The 15,378-nt window shown below is 72.3% G+C and carries 15 protein-coding genes; 9 read left to right on the top strand and 6 right to left on the bottom strand.

Annotated elements, in window-relative coordinates; translation table 11 throughout:
* Positions 1–6 precede the first annotated feature (6 nt).
* Positions 7–858 carry a hypothetical protein gene (locus ACFUO4_RS04490; protein WP_383479819.1) on the top strand — a complete coding sequence of 284 codons (852 nt, stop codon included), beginning with the start codon at positions 7–9 and terminating at the stop codon, positions 856–858.
* 4 nt (positions 859–862) lie between these two features.
* Here the strand turns inward: ACFUO4_RS04490 and ACFUO4_RS04485 are convergent, their stop codons facing one another.
* Together ACFUO4_RS04485 and ACFUO4_RS04480 are read right to left on the bottom strand one after the other, a co-directional pair.
* A complete protein-coding gene (locus ACFUO4_RS04485; RefSeq protein WP_059194663.1) occupies positions 863–1,420 on the bottom strand; it encodes a TetR/AcrR family transcriptional regulator in 558 nt (185 codons plus the stop codon).
* Positions 1,417–1,779: a DUF1304 domain-containing protein gene (locus ACFUO4_RS04480; protein ID WP_097271723.1), complete on the bottom strand. Its 363-nt coding sequence runs from the start codon at positions 1,777–1,779 to the stop codon at positions 1,417–1,419. Before ACFUO4_RS04480 ends, ACFUO4_RS04485 begins: the two co-directional genes overlap by 4 nt.
* Before the next feature lie 102 nt (positions 1,780–1,881).
* Here ACFUO4_RS04480 and ACFUO4_RS04475 point away from each other — a divergent pair, with 102 nt between their 5' ends.
* Entirely contained in the window at positions 1,882–2,358 is a 477-nt protein-coding gene (locus tag ACFUO4_RS04475; RefSeq protein WP_383479816.1) for a GNAT family N-acetyltransferase, read from the top strand.
* On the opposite strand, the gene ACFUO4_RS04470 is transcribed toward ACFUO4_RS04475, so the two are convergent.
* Positions 2,336–4,141, bottom strand: coding sequence for a helix-turn-helix domain-containing protein (locus ACFUO4_RS04470; protein ID WP_383479814.1), 1,806 nt, complete (start codon positions 4,139–4,141; stop codon positions 2,336–2,338). The genes ACFUO4_RS04475 and ACFUO4_RS04470 overlap by 23 nt on opposite strands.
* Before the next feature lie 331 nt (positions 4,142–4,472).
* On the opposite strand from ACFUO4_RS04470, the gene ACFUO4_RS04465 reads away from it, so the two are divergent.
* Genes ACFUO4_RS04465 through ACFUO4_RS04445 form a run of 5 tightly spaced genes read left to right on the top strand, consistent with a single transcriptional unit; the run spans position 4,473 to position 8,815 of the window.
* On the top strand, positions 4,473–6,197 hold the full coding sequence (locus ACFUO4_RS04465) for an ATP-binding protein (protein ID WP_383479812.1): 1,725 nt from the start codon (positions 4,473–4,475) through the stop codon (positions 6,195–6,197).
* A 6-nt stretch (positions 6,198–6,203) separates the two neighbouring features.
* Positions 6,204–6,614 carry a roadblock/LC7 domain-containing protein gene (locus ACFUO4_RS04460; protein ID WP_109494137.1) on the top strand — a complete coding sequence of 137 codons (411 nt, stop codon included), beginning with the start codon at positions 6,204–6,206 and terminating at the stop codon, positions 6,612–6,614.
* Positions 6,611–6,982, top strand: a complete 372-nt coding sequence (locus ACFUO4_RS04455) for a DUF742 domain-containing protein (protein ID WP_059194658.1) — start codon at positions 6,611–6,613, stop codon at positions 6,980–6,982. Before ACFUO4_RS04460 ends, ACFUO4_RS04455 begins: the two co-directional genes overlap by 4 nt.
* On the top strand, positions 6,963–7,568 hold the full coding sequence (locus ACFUO4_RS04450; RefSeq protein ID WP_383479809.1) for an ATP/GTP-binding protein: 606 nt from the start codon (positions 6,963–6,965) through the stop codon (positions 7,566–7,568). Before ACFUO4_RS04455 ends, ACFUO4_RS04450 begins: the two co-directional genes overlap by 20 nt.
* Positions 7,565–8,815, top strand: coding sequence for a cytochrome P450 (locus ACFUO4_RS04445; RefSeq protein WP_383479807.1), 1,251 nt, complete (start codon positions 7,565–7,567; stop codon positions 8,813–8,815). The genes ACFUO4_RS04450 and ACFUO4_RS04445 overlap by 4 nt, the downstream gene beginning before the upstream one ends.
* 72 nt (positions 8,816–8,887) lie before the next feature.
* Here ACFUO4_RS04445 and ACFUO4_RS04440 read toward each other — a convergent pair whose 3' ends face one another.
* From ACFUO4_RS04440 to ACFUO4_RS04430, 3 genes are all read right to left on the bottom strand, one after another.
* On the bottom strand, positions 8,888–10,591 hold the full coding sequence (locus ACFUO4_RS04440) for a hypothetical protein (RefSeq protein ID WP_383479805.1): 1,704 nt from the start codon (positions 10,589–10,591) through the stop codon (positions 8,888–8,890).
* A gap of 182 nt (positions 10,592–10,773) precedes the next feature.
* Complete coding sequence (locus tag ACFUO4_RS04435; RefSeq protein WP_383479803.1) at positions 10,774–12,414, bottom strand: amidohydrolase; 1,641 nt, start codon at positions 12,412–12,414, stop codon at positions 10,774–10,776.
* A gap of 84 nt (positions 12,415–12,498) precedes the next feature.
* Entirely contained in the window at positions 12,499–14,004 is a 1,506-nt protein-coding gene (locus ACFUO4_RS04430; protein ID WP_383479801.1) for an APC family permease, read from the bottom strand.
* Positions 14,005–14,130: 126 nt separating this feature from the next.
* Between ACFUO4_RS04430 and ACFUO4_RS04425 the strand changes: the two genes are divergently transcribed.
* Together ACFUO4_RS04425 and ACFUO4_RS04420 are read left to right on the top strand one after the other, a co-directional pair.
* Positions 14,131–14,850 carry a TetR/AcrR family transcriptional regulator gene (locus tag ACFUO4_RS04425; protein WP_383479799.1) on the top strand — a complete coding sequence of 240 codons (720 nt, stop codon included), beginning with the start codon at positions 14,131–14,133 and terminating at the stop codon, positions 14,848–14,850.
* 51 nt (positions 14,851–14,901) lie between these two features.
* The gene (locus tag ACFUO4_RS04420) at positions 14,902–15,366 is read left to right on the top strand and encodes a pyridoxamine 5'-phosphate oxidase family protein (protein ID WP_383479797.1); all 465 of its coding nucleotides are present in this window, start codon (positions 14,902–14,904) and stop codon (positions 15,364–15,366) included.
* Positions 15,367–15,378: the final 12 nt, after the last annotated feature.

The following is a 15,378-nucleotide window of genomic DNA, read 5'->3' as shown; positions in this document are numbered from 1 at the left end:
GTGGGTATGCGCAGAGGATTCGTGGCCGTGACGGCGCTGCTGGCCGTGGCGGCGGTGGGATGCGGTGATGCCGAGGGCGACCTCGTGGTCAAGGGCACCGCCCCGCCCACGCCGTACAGCGGGCCGCTCCACATCGCCGGCAAGGCCTGGGACGAGGAGAAGGACGACCGCTCCGACCTCGTGAACACCGGCGCCGCGGCCCGCGCGCTGGAGTGCGACTGGCCGATCGACACCGCCGGCGGCAGCGAGCCGTGGAGCGAGGGCGACGGGGGAGAGACGCCGGAGGAGGGGCTGAAGGCCTACTTCGACATCGAGCAGCCCGGCGTGCCGCGGGAGGGCTACCGGGTCGAGCGCGAGGAGGGCGGCCGCGTCCTGTTCTCGTACGACGTCGACGGCCGGACCAAGGTGGCGGTCATCGTCGCCAAGGACCAGAAGGACAGGCCCGGTTGGGGCCCCGAGACCAGCGCCTCCTGCGACCCCGCCGAGTTCGAACCGGGTTTCACCGACTCCCAGGAGTACGAGATCTGGACGGACCGCGGCGGCAAGCGCGTGCCGCTCACCGTCATCAGCAGTTCGGTGGGCTCCGCCCACTGCGACTGGCAGGAAGCACACTTCCTGGGTCTGGGCGAGGGCAGGGACGGCCGGATCTACGCCCGCGATCCGCACGGGGTGCTCGGCAGCGACATGCTGACGGCCCCGTACGACGGGGACGTCCGTCTGCCCGCCGACGCCGAGGACACCGGATACCGCCGGGGGGACTGGCAGTTGTGGCTGACCGCCGACAAGGGCACGGCGTACGTCCGTACGCCCGACGGCGTGGAGGCCTGGCCGCGGGTGACGGGCAAGCTCTGCGCCTGATCCGTCACCGACTCGCGTGCAGGGCGACCAGCAACTGCCAGACCTGGTCGGCGATGTCCCGGGCGTCGCCGTCCAGGAGGCCGTGCAGCCAGTCGGCCAGCACCCCGGCGAAGGTGGCGGCGACCGCCGAGGCCACCAGCGGGGCGTCGGCGGCGCCCGCCAGTTCCCGCTCGCGCAGGCTGTAGGCCCGCAGGTCCCGGTGCAGCACCCGGCCCAGCGGACCGCCGCCGCCCGGGCTCAGCAGTGCCCGGTACAGGCCGGCGTGCGGGGCGAGCGAGGCGAAGAACTCCGGGAGCGCGGGCGGCGCGTGCACCGGGTCGGGCCGGCCGCGCCAGGCGTGCAGCGCCTCCACGGCCTCGCGTACGACATCGGCGCAGGCGTCGACGGCCAGGGCCTCCAGGTCGGCGTAGTGGACGTAGAACGTCGCCCGGCCGACCCCCGCCCGGCGCACCAGGGCTGCCACGCCGACCTCGGCGAGCGGGCGTTCGGCGCACTCGGCGAGCAGCGCCCGGCGCAGCTTCTCGCGGGTCCGGGCCGCCCGCGGGTCCTCGGCGGCCGTCACCGCGCCAGCAGGACCGCGCCCAGCGCCAGCGCACCGGGCAGGGCCTGCGCGACGAGGATGCGGACGTTGGCGGTGACCGCGCCGTACACGCCCGCCACGATCACGCACGACAGGAAGAAGACCTGGGCGCGGAAGCCGGTCGGGTCCGCGGCGATCAGGCCCCAGACCAGGCCGGCCGCGAGAAAGCCGTTGTAGAGACCCTGGTTGGCGGCCATCGCGGCGGTCGCCTTGGCCATGTCCCGGTCGAAGCCGTGGAAGCGCATCCCCGGCTTCTTCTGCCACAGGAACATCTCCATCACCAGGATGTACGCGTGCAGCGCGGCCACCAGGCCCACCAGAACGTTCGCGACGGCTTCCATGATCTCCCTCGAGGTGTGCAGCTGTCTCTGGCTTCTTGGACAGGTGTCCATTATAGCTGGACAGGTGTCCACGATGTCGGCGGCGGTCGCTAGGGTGCGGGCATGAGTGATCAGGACGTGATCGTGCGGCGGGCCCGCGCGGAGGACATACCGGGACTTGTCGCCTCCAGTGCGGGGCTCTTCGCGGAGGACGGCGGCACCCGGGACGCGACGATCAACGTGGACTGGCCCCGGGAGCACGGCGCGGAGTCGTTCACCGCGGCCGTCGAGGACCCGACCCGGCTGGTGCTCGTGGTCGACCACGACGGGCAGGTCGTCGGCCATCTGATGGGAGCGGTGAGCGGGCCGACGGACAGACGGCTGGTCAGCTCGGCCACGCTGATCAGCATGTACGTCCGCCCGGCGCACCGGCGGGCCCGGGCCGGGGCACGCCTGATGGGGGAGTTCCTCGCCTGGGCCAGGGACGCGGGCGCCGAGCAGGTCGAGGTGACCGCCTACAGCGCCAACACGGACGCCATCCGCTTCTACGAACGCAACGGATTCGGCCCGCAGTTGCTCACTCTGCGCCGGACCCTCTGACACCCCGGCGCAGTTGCAGCGCCCGCAGCGCCAGCATCATCTCGAACTGGGCCACGGGGTCGTGGAGGTGATCCCCGAACAACTCGTCCAGCTGGCGCATGCGGTAGCGCACCGTCTGCGGGTGCACCGCGAGCCGGACGGCGACCTCGCTGGCGTTGTGGCCGCTGCTCAGCCAGCTGAGCAGCGTCTCCGCGAGGCGCTCGCGCTGCGGTGGCCGCACCTGCTCCAGCGGGCGCAGCCGGCGTTCCGCCATGGCGTCGACCAGGGCGTCGTCGCGCAGCAGCAGAAGCGTGGCCAAGTGGTCCTGGCAGCGCACCATTTCGGCGTCCCACAGCACACCCCGGCGCACCAGCTCCAGCGCCTCGGACGCCCAGCGCAACGACCGCGCGCCCTCCTGCAGCGACACCGTCGGCCCCATCGCGGCCCGCAGCCCCTGCAACGCCCCGGCCACCGCCCGCGCCCGCCCGGGCCCCTCCGGATCGGGCACCACGAGCACGGCCGGCTGCACATCGAACCGCGCGAGAAACTCCGGCGGCACGATGGGCCCACGGGTAGGGAACGCCGGCTGCCCCGCAGGGCCGTGCGTCGGCGGCGACGGCTTCCCCCCGCCCGCCACGGGAGCCGCCGTGGGGACCGGGCCGCCCGTCGCCGGCGACGTTCTCCGGGTCGCCCCGCCCATCGCGGCTGTCGCCCCCGGGCCCGGCCTGCCCGGCGGCGGCGATGACCGGGTGACCGGCCCGCCTGGCGAGACCGCAGCCCCCGGGCCTTGCCCGCCCGCCGAGGGCGAGCGTTTCGGGTCCGGCCCGCCCGTCGCGGATGCCGATCCTGAGACTGGCCTGCCCGGCGGCGGCGATGGTCTGGCGGCCGGCCCGCCTGGCGCCACCGCAGCCCGCGGGCCTTGTCCACCCGCCGAGGGCGAGTGCTTCGGGTCCGGTCCGCCGGGCGGCGGTGCCGAGTTCGGAACCCGTCCCTCCACCGTGGCTGTCGGCCCGGGAGCCGATCCGCCGTGCGGGGGTGCGGACTTCGGGTCCGGTCGGCCGCCCGTCGCCGTGGACGGCCTCGCAAGGGGCACGGGCGTCGATGCCGGTGGGTTCATGGCGGTGCTGGGTGGGGTCGGCCAGGGGGGTGCGGGTGTCCGGGGGGTGTGGTCGATCGCCACCACCGCCAGGGACTTCGGTACCGGCCAGCGCGCGCTGTGCGCCAGTTCCGCGATGGCCTCCGCCGACGCCGGCGGGTCGGCGGTCAGCAGGTCGACCAGGCGCATCCGGCGCTGCTGGAGCTCACCGGCGGCGTGCAGCCGGGCCTCGGTGTACCCGGCGGTCGTCGCCGCGGCCATCTCGTCCAGGTGCAGGAACAACGCCTCGCCGAAGGCGCCCAGGATGGTCCGCGGCAGCAGATCGGCGTCCACGAGCGCGTTCACCCGGCGCCACGTCACGCGCGCACCGAGCCGCAGCGCCGACTGGAAGGAGTCCAGGCTGCGCCCTTCCTCCGCCTCCCCGCGCCCGATGCGCTGGTAGGTCTCCTGCACCGGCTCCCAGTCGCTGTCCGGTTTCGCCATCCGCTCCAGGAACCCCCGCAGCGCGTGGTCCACACCCCGGTGCACCCCTTGCATGTAGGTGTCGTCCGCGGGGCGCGCGTACTCGGGGATCTCGGTTCTGATCGCCCGTACGACCTCCTCGGTGATGTCGGCGAAGAACGGTCTGAGGTGATGGTGCAGATCCGGGGGGAGTTCCGCGAACGGACCGCCCCCGTCGTCGGTCACCATGGCGGCTCTCTTCGACACGACGGCGACGATACCCATCAGTAATACGTCAGGGCTTATCAGCGTCGGACAGGCGTGGGGTGGCGGTTTGTCACCCGATGACAACGTCCGTTCTCACAACCGTGCTGGTCAGTATGGGCATTTGTCGACTGTTCGATACTGGCGGACAGTGACGGAACCCTCACCTCCGGCGGGCCCGGGGAGTTGATCCTTTCGGGTTCAAACCCGATAAGCTCCCCTGCGGCGCTGCGAGTTGACCCGGTCGTGATCGGTCGTCTTGCGGTGCGCATTGGACAGTGCGCTCCCCCCTTGCACATCCCCCTGTTCGATCGTGTTGCCTCGAAGGATGCAGATGGAACTCGCCACTCCGCCGCCGGCGGCGCGGGCCCCGGTCGCCTGGTACAGCTGGTGGCTGATGCCGCTGGCCTTAGGAGGCGGGACGGTTGCCGCCACGTTCATGAGCTCGGAGCGAATAACCGCGGCCGTCGCCGGCGCCGCCGCCACGGCGGCGAGCTCGGTGTGCGTCCGGCTCCTGCTCCGCACCCGCAAGCGGCTCCACCAGGCCGAGAGCGGCTTCCGCAGCGCGCAGGCCGAGCACTCCCAGCAGTGGCAGCAGCATGTCGCGGGCCTGGAGCGGAAGTTCGCCGCCGAGCACGCCGCCCAGGACGCCCGGCTCGCCGACCAGGCCGCGGGCTACGAGGCCCAGCTCGCCGAGCAGGTCGCCGGTTATGAGGAGCGGCTCGCCGAACAGGCCCACGCCTACGAGGCGCGGCTGACCGACCAGGCCGCGGGCTACGAGGCCCAGCTCGCCGAACAGGCCGAGGTCTGGCAGGAACAGCTGGCCCACCAGCTGGCCGCCGTCGCCCGGCTCGCCGACGAGCAGCTGCCGGAGGCGCTGGAGCAACTGCGCGCCGGTGACGCCGTCGACGACCTGCTGCCGGTCACCAGCCAGTGCGCCAAGGTGAGTTCGGAGCTCCAGGCCGAGCTGCGCAAGGTCCTGCGGACCGCGCTCATCGGCGTCGAGCGCGAGTTCGACCGGTCCACCGCCGCGGAGCAGGCCGTCATCGGTATCGGCAACCGCATCCATGTGCTGACCAGCAAGCTGCGCGGCCGGCTGCACGAGATGCAGGGCGAGCACGGCCGGCTGCCGTCCGTGGCGCGGGGACTCATGGAACTCGACCAGGAGATCGGCCCCGCCGACTGTCTCGCCGCCAGCATCGGCGTGCTGGGCGGCTCGGACCGGCCCGGCCGGCAGTGGCAGGAACCGCAGCGGCTGCTCAGCGTGGTCCGCGGCGGCATCGGCCGGATCAAGGACTTCCACCGGATCGACGTACGCCAGCTGCCCGAACTCGGCGTCGACGGCGGTCTGGTGGACCACCTCACGCTGATCTTCGCCCACCTCCTCGACAACGCGGCCCGCTATTCGCCGCCCACCGAGCCGGTGCTCGTCTCCGGCAAGGAGGTGCCGAACGGTGTCGGCATCGAGATCCAGGACTCCGGCAAGGGGCTGAGCGAGGAGAAGAAGCGCGAGGCCGAGCAGGCCCTCGCCGGCACCGGCTCCGGTCCCGGACTGGGCGGTGTCTCCGAGGACGCCACCATCGGCCTGCGGGTCGTCGGCATCCTCGCCCGGCGCTACGGCATCCGCGTCACCTTCGCGGACTCGCCGTGGCTCGGCACCTCGGTGGTCGTGGTGGTCCCGCACAAGTACTTCAGCCCGTTGCCCGCGGCGGCACCGGTGGTGCAGGCCTCCGCCCCGGCCCCTGTCAGGGAGGAGATCCCGACGACACCGGCCGCTTCGGCGGAGACCGTCGAAGCCGGCGAGACCGCGGAGACCACGCCCGGCGGACTGCCCCGGCGAAGAAGCAGGCGGAGCGAGGAGGCCCGGCACCAGCCGGGCGAGCGCACCGAGCGGACCCAGGAGGAGACGTCCGCCGTCTCCGCCGTCCCGCCGGACGCGTCCTTCGCCGGCCTGGCCGCCTTCGCCACCGCCGGACGCGAGTCCGACCCGGACCGGGGCAACGGCGCCCCGGCCGACGGCCGCGAGTCCACCGAGCACCGCACTGAAGAGAGCGACTGAGTCGACATGACGCAACAGGGAACCGACGTGAGCTGGGCGCTCCGTGATCTCGTGGAGTCCATCCCGGAGATCCGTTTCGCCCTCGTGGCCTCCAGCGACGGCAAGGCCATCACCTCTTTCGGCGCCGAGGACCCCGACGACGTGGACCGCTTCGCGGCGGTGGTGGCCGGCCTGCAGGCGCTGGCCCAGCCCGTCGCGGAGCAGTTCCCCAAATACGCGGGGCAGCTGCGGCTGGCGATGATCGAGGTCGACGGCGGCCACCTCTTCGTCGTCCGCGCGGGCGTGGAGACGTATCTCGGCGTGCTCGCCCGGGAAGGCCTCGACCAGGGCCTGCTCGGGCACCAGATGAGGGATCTGGCCCGCAGGATGGGCGAGCTCCTCGGCACCACTCCGCGGCTGGAGGAGCACTCTGCATGAGTGCTCCCCGCCGGCCCACGGACCCGTCCGGTCTCGAGCGTTACTACGTCCTCACCGGAGGACGCAGCGGACCGGGCGGTTCGGCGTCGAGTCTCGACGTGGCGACCCTCATCGTCTCCCGCACCGCCCCCGCCCCGGGGATGCAGCACGAGCACGAGGAGATCCTCCGGCGCTGCCGTGATCCGCTGTCGGTCGCCGAACTCGGCGCCCACCTCGGATTGCCGTTCAACATACTCGCGGTGCTGCTGGCGGACCTGCTGGAGGCAGACCGCGTGGAAGCCCGTGACCCCATCCCGGCGCACGACGCCCGCCGCGGGCCCGACCTCGCGCTGCTTGAGGAGGTACTCAGTGGACTTGAAAGGCTTTGACCACCCCGGCGGGCCGGGTGACGAGGGCACCCGCTCGGTGAAGGTGATGATCGCCGGCGGCTTCGGCACCGGGAAGACCACGATGGTCCGCTCGGTCAGCGACATCAAGCCGCTGACCACCGAGGAGACCCTCACCCAGGCCAGCGCCGACGTCGACCACCTGATCGGCGTCGCGGAGAAGACGGAGACCACCGTCAGCCTGGACTTCGGCAAGATCGGCCTCAACGACAGCCTGATGCTGTACCTGTTCGGCACCCCCGGCCAGGAGCGGTTCTGGTTCCTGTGGAACGGTCTGTTCAAGGGCGCGCTCGGCGCGGTCGTGCTGGTGGACACCCGCAGGCTCGCCTCCAGCTTCCGGGCGATCGAGGAGATGGAGCGGCAGAACGTCCCCTTCGTCGTCGCCCTGAACGTCTTCCCGGACTCCAAGGACTACCCGGTCGAGGAGATCCGCGACGCCCTCGACATCCCCGAGCACATCCCGGTCGTGGCGTGCGACGCCCGCGACCGGGCCTCCAGCCGGGACGTACTGGTCACCCTGATACGTCACTTGAAGGACCGCTCCGCCGTCGCTCTGGAGTCCCGATGACCGAACAGCCCTTAAACGGCGCCGACACCCCGCGCGGCTGCCCCGTCGCCCACGGCGGAGCCGATGTCGCGCGGCTGTACGGGCCGGAGGCGGCGACCGATCCGCAGGGGATCTACGAGCGGCTGCGCAAGGAGCACGGTTCGGTCGCGCCGGTCCTGCTGGAGGGCGACGTGCCCGCGTGGCTGGTCCTCGGCTACCGGGACAACCGGCGGGTGCTCGACAACCCGCGGCAGTTCAGCCGGGACGCGCGGATCTGGCGGGACTGGCGCGAGGGACACATCCCGGACACGCACCCGCTGATCCCGATGATCGGCTGGCGGCCCGACTGCATCTCCCAGGACGGCGAACCGCACCGCCGGCTGCGCGGCGCGGTCACCGACGGGCTGCTCGCGGCGTCCAGCCGCGGTGTACGGCGCCATGCGACGTTCTTCGCGAACAAGCAGATCGACGCGTTCGCCGACACGGGGCGCGCCGACCTGGTCGCCGACTACGCCGAGTACCTGCCGATGCTCGTGCTCACCCGGATCCTGGGCCTTCCCATGGCCGAAGGGCGGCGTCTGGTCGAGTCGTGCGCCCAGGTCCTCAAGGGCGGCGAGGGCGCCCTGGAGCACAACGGCCGGATCATGCAGATCCTCTCCGAACTCGCCGAGCGCAAGCGGGCCGAGCCGGGCTCCGACTTCGCCACGGCCCTCATCCAGCACCCGGCCGGCCTCGACCACGACGAGGTCGTCAGCCATCTGCGGCTGGTGCTGATCGCCGCGCACACCACCACCAGCAACCTGCTGGCCCGGGTGCTGCAACTGGTCCTCACCGACGCCGGCCGCCTGTCGGGATTGGTGAGCGGGCAGCTGACCATCTCCTCCGTGGTGGAGGAGGTCATGTGGGACACCCCGCCGCTGTCGGTGCTGCCGGGCCGGTTCGCCGCCTCCGACCTGGAACTGGGCGGCCATCACATCCAGGAGGGCGAACTGCTGATCCTGGGTCTGGCCGCCGGGAACGTCGATCCGGAGGTGCGGCCCGACGCGGCCGTCACCGTGCAGGGCAACCAGGCGCACCTGGCGTTCAGCTCCGGACCCCACGAGTGCCCGGGACAGAGCATCGGCCAGTCCATCATCGAGATCGGCGTCGACGTCCTGCTGCACCGGCTGCCGGGCCTGCGGCTGGCCGTCCCGCCGGAGGAGCTCTCCTCGACCGCCTCCACCTGGGAGTCCCGGCTCGACAGCCTGCCGGTGGAGTTCTCCGTCTGACACCACCGCCGTTCTTGACACCGCCGCCGCCCGGCCGGAGCCCCGGCCCGGGCGGCGGCGGTGTCTGCGGCGTCAGCCGTCGAGCCAGTCCCCGGCCACGTCCGCGGGCACGTATCCCATGGCGTTCCACAGGAAATGCGGGTGCGCGCAGGCGAACATGTACGCCAGCAGCGCGATGTCCTCCCTGCCGGTGCGCGGGTCGTGCAGGGCGTGGAACCTCTCGGACCCGACGACGCCGGCGTCCACCTGGACGGCACGGGCGCGGCCCGGTGAGGCGGCCATGGAGGTCTCCACCCCGGCTATGAAGGTGCGGCGCAGGATCTCCCACGCGTTGTCGACGTCGCCGGACCAGGGCCCGTGCACGGCCTCGAAGGCGTGCAGCTCCGCGTCGAACAGGGGCCAGGCCCGCGGGTGTTGCTCCTGGCACCGGGCGGACAGCTCGGCGGCCCGGGCGCTCAGCGCGGGTACGGTCGCCCGCGGGGCGAGGGTGAGCTCGGTGCCGTCGGTGAGGATGCCGGTGCACGGGTCGGGCTGCAGCTCGCACAGCGGGCAGGCCTCGGCGGGCGGGAGGCCCTCGGTGATGCCGTCGAACCACAGGGCGTGGCGGCCGGTGAGCCCCATCCACACGATGGTCGTGGTCATCAGCCAGGTGTTCCACATCGGTTCGTGCGCCTCGGGCGTGCAGCCGTACTTGACGAGGGCGATGGCACTGGCGCCGTAGAGGGCCTTGGTGTGGGTGGGCAGGTCGGCGAGCCAGAAGTTGCTGATCTCGCCGGTGAGGGCGTCGGCCCGGACGTCGGCCATGTCGTCGATGACACGGCACAGCAGCAGCGAGGCGAGGTTCTCCTCCTGCCAGAGCTCGCTGTCGGGCGCGACGTGCCAGAACAGGCAGTCCATCATCTGCAGGGCCGAATAGGTGCTGTGGCTCAGCGGGTTGGACTGCGGGAGCGTGACGCTGCCCGTGCTGTGCTGCTGGAGCCAGTACTCGTCGACGGCCCGCTTGTGGGCCGCGAAGAGCCCGGCCACCAGGGCCCGTGCCGTGTTGGTGCTGAAGTTCTCCGCCAAGCGGTCCTCGATGAGCTGGGTGAGGCGGGTGGTGTCGATGGTGTCGATCACGCGCTTGTACTCGTGGAAGACGAGGATGTCGTCCTCGTAGCGGTGCCGGTGGCCGAGGTCGTGCTCCAGGTCGTTCATCTGCCGGGTCCAGGACCAGCCACCGGTCAGCACGCTGTCGAGTTCCCGGCGGTACGGCCAGGTCTTGACGGTGAGCGGACGGCCGGCACTGTGCCGCCAGTCGTAGTCGTCCAGTGTGCGGACGGGGGGCGTCGGCAACCGGTGGCACAGGGCGCAGTCGCAGACCGCCGCCTGCTCCTCCTCGCGCGGCGGGGTGAGTGCCCGGCTGCGCCAGGCGCCTTCCAGCATCGTGCACGTCAGCCGGCAGATCTCGGCGTCGGTGCTGACCTGGGGGAAGGCGGCCTCTATCACCCGCAGGCCGGCATCCAGCTGCCGTAGCCGGGCGAGGCCCTGCTCGTCGGGAGGCAGGTACGCGGGCCGCGCCGAGCGGAGGGCTCCCTCCAGCCGTAGCGCGGACCCCGCGCGGGGGGAGCGGAGCGCGTCCAGCCGCTGTTGAACGGAGGTCTGGGAACTTCGGTGCCGCTCGGTGAGCCCCTTGATGTGCTGCGTCAGGAGGCGGATCAGAGCGGCGGCCGCCTCCGTGGACTGGTGGTGGCCGGTGGGGGCGTCGGAGGGCAGGTCGGACGTGACGGCCTGAGGCATGTGGTTCCTTTCGGGAGACGGCGCGCAGAACCCCCCACCCCTGCGGTTGGGCGGTCCAGGGGGAGACCGCCCATGCACTCGAACTCGCCTTCGTGGCGCGAAAGTTGAATCGAGAAGCGGAACGAGACTTCCCAGAGAGTAGATGATCTACGCCGTGACCCGACCGTGATCTCCGTTACTGCTCATGCCCCTTGAGCTGCGTATACTCGCGCGCCCCCGACGTACGTCAGCGCCACGCGCGTCTTGGCGATCTCCGTGTGCGGAATGTCGAACGGGTCGCGGTCCAGCACGACCAGGTCCGCCAGCGCCCCCGCGCGCACCTCCCCGGTGTCGTCGAGATGGTTCACATACGCCGAACCCGCCGTGTACGCCGTCAACGCCTCGGTGAGACCGACGCGTTCGGCCGGCAGGAACACCGGCGCGTCGTCCGCGTCCGGCGCCTGCCGGTTGACCGCGACATGGATGCCCGCCAGCGGATCGGGGCTGCTCACCGGCCAGTCGCTGCCCGCCGCGAGCCTGGCGCCGGAGCTGAGCAGCGCATTGAACGGGTACTGCCACGCGGCCCGTTCGGGCCCGAGGAAGGGAATGGTGAGCTCGTCCATCTGCGGTTCGTGCGCCGCCCACAGCGGCTGGATGTTCGCGGTGGCGCCGAGTGCGGCGAACCGCGGTACGTCGTCGGGGTGGACGACCTGAAGATGTGCCAGGTGGGGCCGCGTGTCGCTCTGTCCGTTCGCGGCACGCGCGGCCTCGATCGCGTCCAGCGCGTCGCGTACGGCGCGGTCGCCCAGGGCGTGGAAGTGGCACTGGAAGCCGAGTGCGTCCAACTCGGTGACGTACTTGGGGAGTTGCCCGGGATCGATGAAGCTGGTGCCGCGGTTGGCGGTGGCGCAGCCGCACCGGTCCAGATACGGGTCGAGCAGCGCCGCCGTCCCGGTCTCGGCGACCCCGTCCAGCATCAGCTTGACCGTGCCCGCCCGGAACCGGCCGTGGCTCAACGCGACCCGCTTCTCGACGAGTTCGGGGATCTGCTCTGCCCCGCGCTCCCGGTCCCACCACAGCGCGCCGACGACACGCGCGGTCAGGGAGCCGTCCCGGGCCGCTGTCGAATATGCCTCCGCGGGGTCGTCCATGCCGAGGAAGTCCCCGACGAGCGCGTCCTGCCAGGCCGTGATGCCGAGCGCGTGCAGATGGCGCTGGGCGTGCAGCAGGGCGGCCAGCCGGTCGGCCGGGGTGGCCGCGGGGGCGAGGCGTCCGACGAGCTGCATCGCCCCTTCCTGGAGGGTGCCGCTCGGCTCGCCCGAGCCCGAGGCGTCCCGCTCGATGCGTCCGTCGGCCGGGTCGGGCGTGTCGCGGGTGACGCCGGCCAGTTCGAGGGCGCGGCTGTTGACCCAGGCGCCGTGATGGTCGCGGTTGGGCAGGTATACGGGCCGGTCGGGGACGACCGCGTCGAGCAGCTCCTTCGTCGGCGTGCCGCCCTCGAAGGCCTCCATGGACCAGCCGCCGCCGGTGATCCACGCCCGCTCGGGATGCGCGTCGGCGTAGGCGCGCACCGCGGCGACGGTCTCCGCGGCGGTCCTCGTGCCGGTGAGATCGCACTGCGTCAGTTCGAGGCCGGCCGGCACCGGGTGGACATGCGCGTCCTGGAACCCCGGCAGCAGCAACCGCCCGGCGAGGTCCACCACTTCGGTCCGCGGCCCGCGCAGGTCCAGGACCTCGTCCCGTCCTACGGCGGTGATGTGGTCGCCGGTGACGGCCACGGCGGTCGCGGTGCGGCCCTCGGGGGTGAGGACGGGGCCGCCGGTGAAGAGCAGATCTGCGTACATGGTCCGTTTCCTGGAGGTCGTGTGAGGTGCGTCGAGCTTCGGTGCGCCCGGAAGGGGCGCGCCGCGCAAGGGGCGGGCGGAGCCTCAGTGGGGTGTCGGGAGCAGCCGAGGGGAGTCCGCGTCGGTGCCCTCGCCGGTGCGGAAGTAGGCCGAGCCGCGCACCCACTTGGCCCACGCGGCCGCCACGAAGCCGGACGCGATCATCGCCAGGGGAGTGCTGAGCAGGAACCAGCCGTTGTCCGCGCGGAGCGCGAAGTGATCGGTGGAGGTGTAGAAGGACCAGCCGAGATAGCCGCCGAGCCCGAGCAGGGCCAGCGCGCTGAGCGTCGGCAGCACCACGGCCCGTACGCCCTCCCGCCAGTCCTCGCGCAGCAGCGAACGGAAGCGGGCGGCGGCCGCGAGGGCGGTCAGCGCGTACGACAGCGCCACCACGATGCCGATCGCGCTCACCGTGGCCATGATCATGTCCGCCAGGCGGGGAATGACCAGGGCGAGGAGCGCGACCCCGGCCGCCAGCGCGCCGATCAGCACGGTCCCGGCGGCGGGAGTGCCGTACCGGCGGCTGACCTTGGACCACACCGGTCCGAGCGTACGGTCCCGGCTCATCGCGAACATCCCGCGGGCCGTCGGGATCACCCCGGCCTGGAGCGAGGCGACGGCCGAGAACATCAGCGCCACCAGCGGGAGCGCGGCCAGCGGCTGCGCGGCCAGCCGGTCGCCGAAGAACGCCAGGCCCTCGGCGCCGTGGCCCGCCAGCTCCTGCTCGGACAGCACGCGTTGGAAGGCGATCGAGCCGAGGAGGAACAGGCCGAGCATCGTGAACAGTGTCGTCAGACCCGCCCGGGAGGCGTCCCGGGGGTCGCGGACCTCCTCGGACACGCTGAACGCGGCCTCGAAACCCCAGTAACAGAACACCGACAGCAGCAGGCCCTGGGCCAGCGCGGTCGCGGACGGGATCCCGAACGGGTCGAACCAGCTCCAGCTGAAGGCGTGCGGGCCGGTGACGATGCCGTATCCGCAGAAGCCCAGCAGCACGACGTACTCGAAGACCAGCAGCCCGGCCTGCAACCTGGCCGCGGTCCGCACTCCCGTGACGGCGGTCAGGGTGACCGCGGCGAGGACCACGACCCCGAGGAGCGTCGTCTGCGCCGTCGATCCGGGGTCCAGCGCCAGTCCGCCGAGCCGGTGCACTCCGGCGTCCCCGGCCAGCTGGATCAGGGCCGAGCCGGTGACGGCCGTGGTGTAGGCGAGGAACGCCACCGTGGCGACGATGTTCACCCAGCCGACCAGGAAGCCCAGCCAGGGAGTGAGCGAACGGCCCACCCACACATAGCCGTTGCCTGCGTTCGGCTCGACGCGGTTGAGCCGGGCGTAGGCGCCGGCGATGCCGAGGACCGGCAGGAACGCCAGCAGCATGATCGCCGGGAGGTGCAGTCCGACGACCCCGGCGGTGACGCCGAGGCCGATGCCGATGCTGGTGGTCGCGGCCGTGCTGGACGCGGCGATGGCGACGCCGTCCAGGACGCCGAGGGACCTGCGCAGCACCGGCTGCGCGGGAGACGCATGGGGTGGTGGGGGTGTGTCGGGCATGGCCGGTTCTCCGCTCGCACCGGGGGGCCTGGTCGGCCCCGGTGAGGCGACATGAAACTGGCCGGGGGGTTAACAGGTCAACGGTGTTGTCATAAGGTGCGGCCATCGGACCCACGGAGGCACGCCATGACCGACCGCGTCGTCCCGCCCACCGCGCGGCAGCGCAGAAGGCCCACCAAGCAGGGTGTCGTCCTGTCCGAGGGGCTGATCGTCGAGACGGCCATGCGGCTGATCGAGGAGCACGGCGCCGAGGCCCTCTCGGTGCGCCGTCTCGGCCGTGCCCTCGGCGCCGACCCCAGCTCCCTCTACCGGTACTTCCGGCACACCGACGACCTGATGCTCGCCGTCGCCGACGAGCTCATCGGGCGCACCCTGCGCAGCTGGCGGCCCACCGGCGACTGGCGCGCCGACCTGCGGGACCTGGGCCTGCGCATGCACGCCGGGGCGCTCGCCCACCCCCGGGCCGCGGTCCTCAGCTCACACCGGGTGACCGGGCGCGACCACGAGATCCAGGCCGTGGAGACCATCATCGGGGTGCTGCGCGACGCGGGGTTCCCCGACGCCGAAGCGGTACGGATCTACCACGCCTTCGTCGACCAGGCACTCGCCTTCGCCGCCCTGGACTCGGCGAGCACCGCCCTGCCCCGGCCGGCCCGGGAGGCGGAGGCGGCCGTCTGGCGGGCGACGTACGCCCGGCTGCCCGCCGACACCCACCCGCACATCGCCGCGACCGCCCGCCATCTCGTGACGGACATGCCGCGCAGCTCGTATCCGATGGCACTGGACCTGCTGCTGAGCGCGGCGGCGGCCCGGCTCACCGAGATCCGGGACGGGACGGACACCTGACCGCAAGACTGTCCATGACCCTGCACGACGACCTCAGGAGACCGGCCACCGATGGCGAACCCGCCCGCACGCCCCGCGAAACAGCGCAAGCACGACACCCTGCACCGCCTGGAGCACGACGAGGACGTCTGGGTCGCGACGGCCGACGCGGACGGCGGAGTGCCGTTCCTCGTCCCCCTGTCCTTCCTCTGGGACGGCGCCACCCTGCTGCTCGCCACTCCGGCCAAGAGCCCCACCGGCCGCAATCTGCGCACGACCGGCCGCACCCGGCTCGGCATCGGGCCGACCAGGGACGTCACGATGATCGAGGGCACCGTCGACACGATCCCCCTCGCCGAACTGTCCCAGGAGGAGGGCGACCGCTTCGCGGCGAAGACCGGCTTCGATCCCCGCCAACTCGCCACCCCCTACGAGTACTTCAGGGTCCGCCCGGTCCGGGTCCAGGCCTGGCGGGAGCCCGACGAGCTCGTCGGGCGGGAGCTGATGCGGGACGGGGAGTGGCTGGTCGCCGACTGAACCGGGCGGACG

The sequence above is a fragment of the Streptomyces sp. NPDC057280 genome, assembly GCF_042668605.1.
Classification (GTDB): Bacteria; Actinomycetota; Actinomycetes; order Streptomycetales; family Streptomycetaceae; genus Streptomyces.
The sequence above is the reverse complement of the archived record's forward strand: the minus strand, read 5'-3'. Positions and strand labels throughout refer to the sequence as shown.

Coding starts and splice junctions, on each gene's coding strand:
- ACFUO4_RS04490 (WP_383479819.1), top strand. CDS start 7: ATGCGCAGAGGATTCGTGGCCGTGACGGCGCTGCTGGCCGTGGCGGCG.
- ACFUO4_RS04480 (WP_097271723.1), bottom strand. CDS start 1,779: ATGGAAGCCGTCGCGAACGTTCTGGTGGGCCTGGTGGCCGCGCTGCAC.
- ACFUO4_RS04475 (WP_383479816.1), top strand. CDS start 1,882: ATGAGTGATCAGGACGTGATCGTGCGGCGGGCCCGCGCGGAGGACATA.
- ACFUO4_RS04465 (WP_383479812.1), top strand. CDS start 4,473: ATGGAACTCGCCACTCCGCCGCCGGCGGCGCGGGCCCCGGTCGCCTGG.
- ACFUO4_RS04460 (WP_109494137.1), top strand. CDS start 6,204: ATGACGCAACAGGGAACCGACGTGAGCTGGGCGCTCCGTGATCTCGTG.
- ACFUO4_RS04455 (WP_059194658.1), top strand. CDS start 6,611: ATGAGTGCTCCCCGCCGGCCCACGGACCCGTCCGGTCTCGAGCGTTAC.
- ACFUO4_RS04445 (WP_383479807.1), top strand. CDS start 7,565: ATGACCGAACAGCCCTTAAACGGCGCCGACACCCCGCGCGGCTGCCCC.
- ACFUO4_RS04440 (WP_383479805.1), bottom strand. CDS start 10,591: ATGCCTCAGGCCGTCACGTCCGACCTGCCCTCCGACGCCCCCACCGGC.
- ACFUO4_RS04435 (WP_383479803.1), bottom strand. CDS start 12,414: ATGTACGCAGATCTGCTCTTCACCGGCGGCCCCGTCCTCACCCCCGAG.
- ACFUO4_RS04430 (WP_383479801.1), bottom strand. CDS start 14,004: ATGCCCGACACACCCCCACCACCCCATGCGTCTCCCGCGCAGCCGGTG.
- ACFUO4_RS04425 (WP_383479799.1), top strand. CDS start 14,131: ATGACCGACCGCGTCGTCCCGCCCACCGCGCGGCAGCGCAGAAGGCCC.
- ACFUO4_RS04420 (WP_383479797.1), top strand. CDS start 14,902: ATGGCGAACCCGCCCGCACGCCCCGCGAAACAGCGCAAGCACGACACC.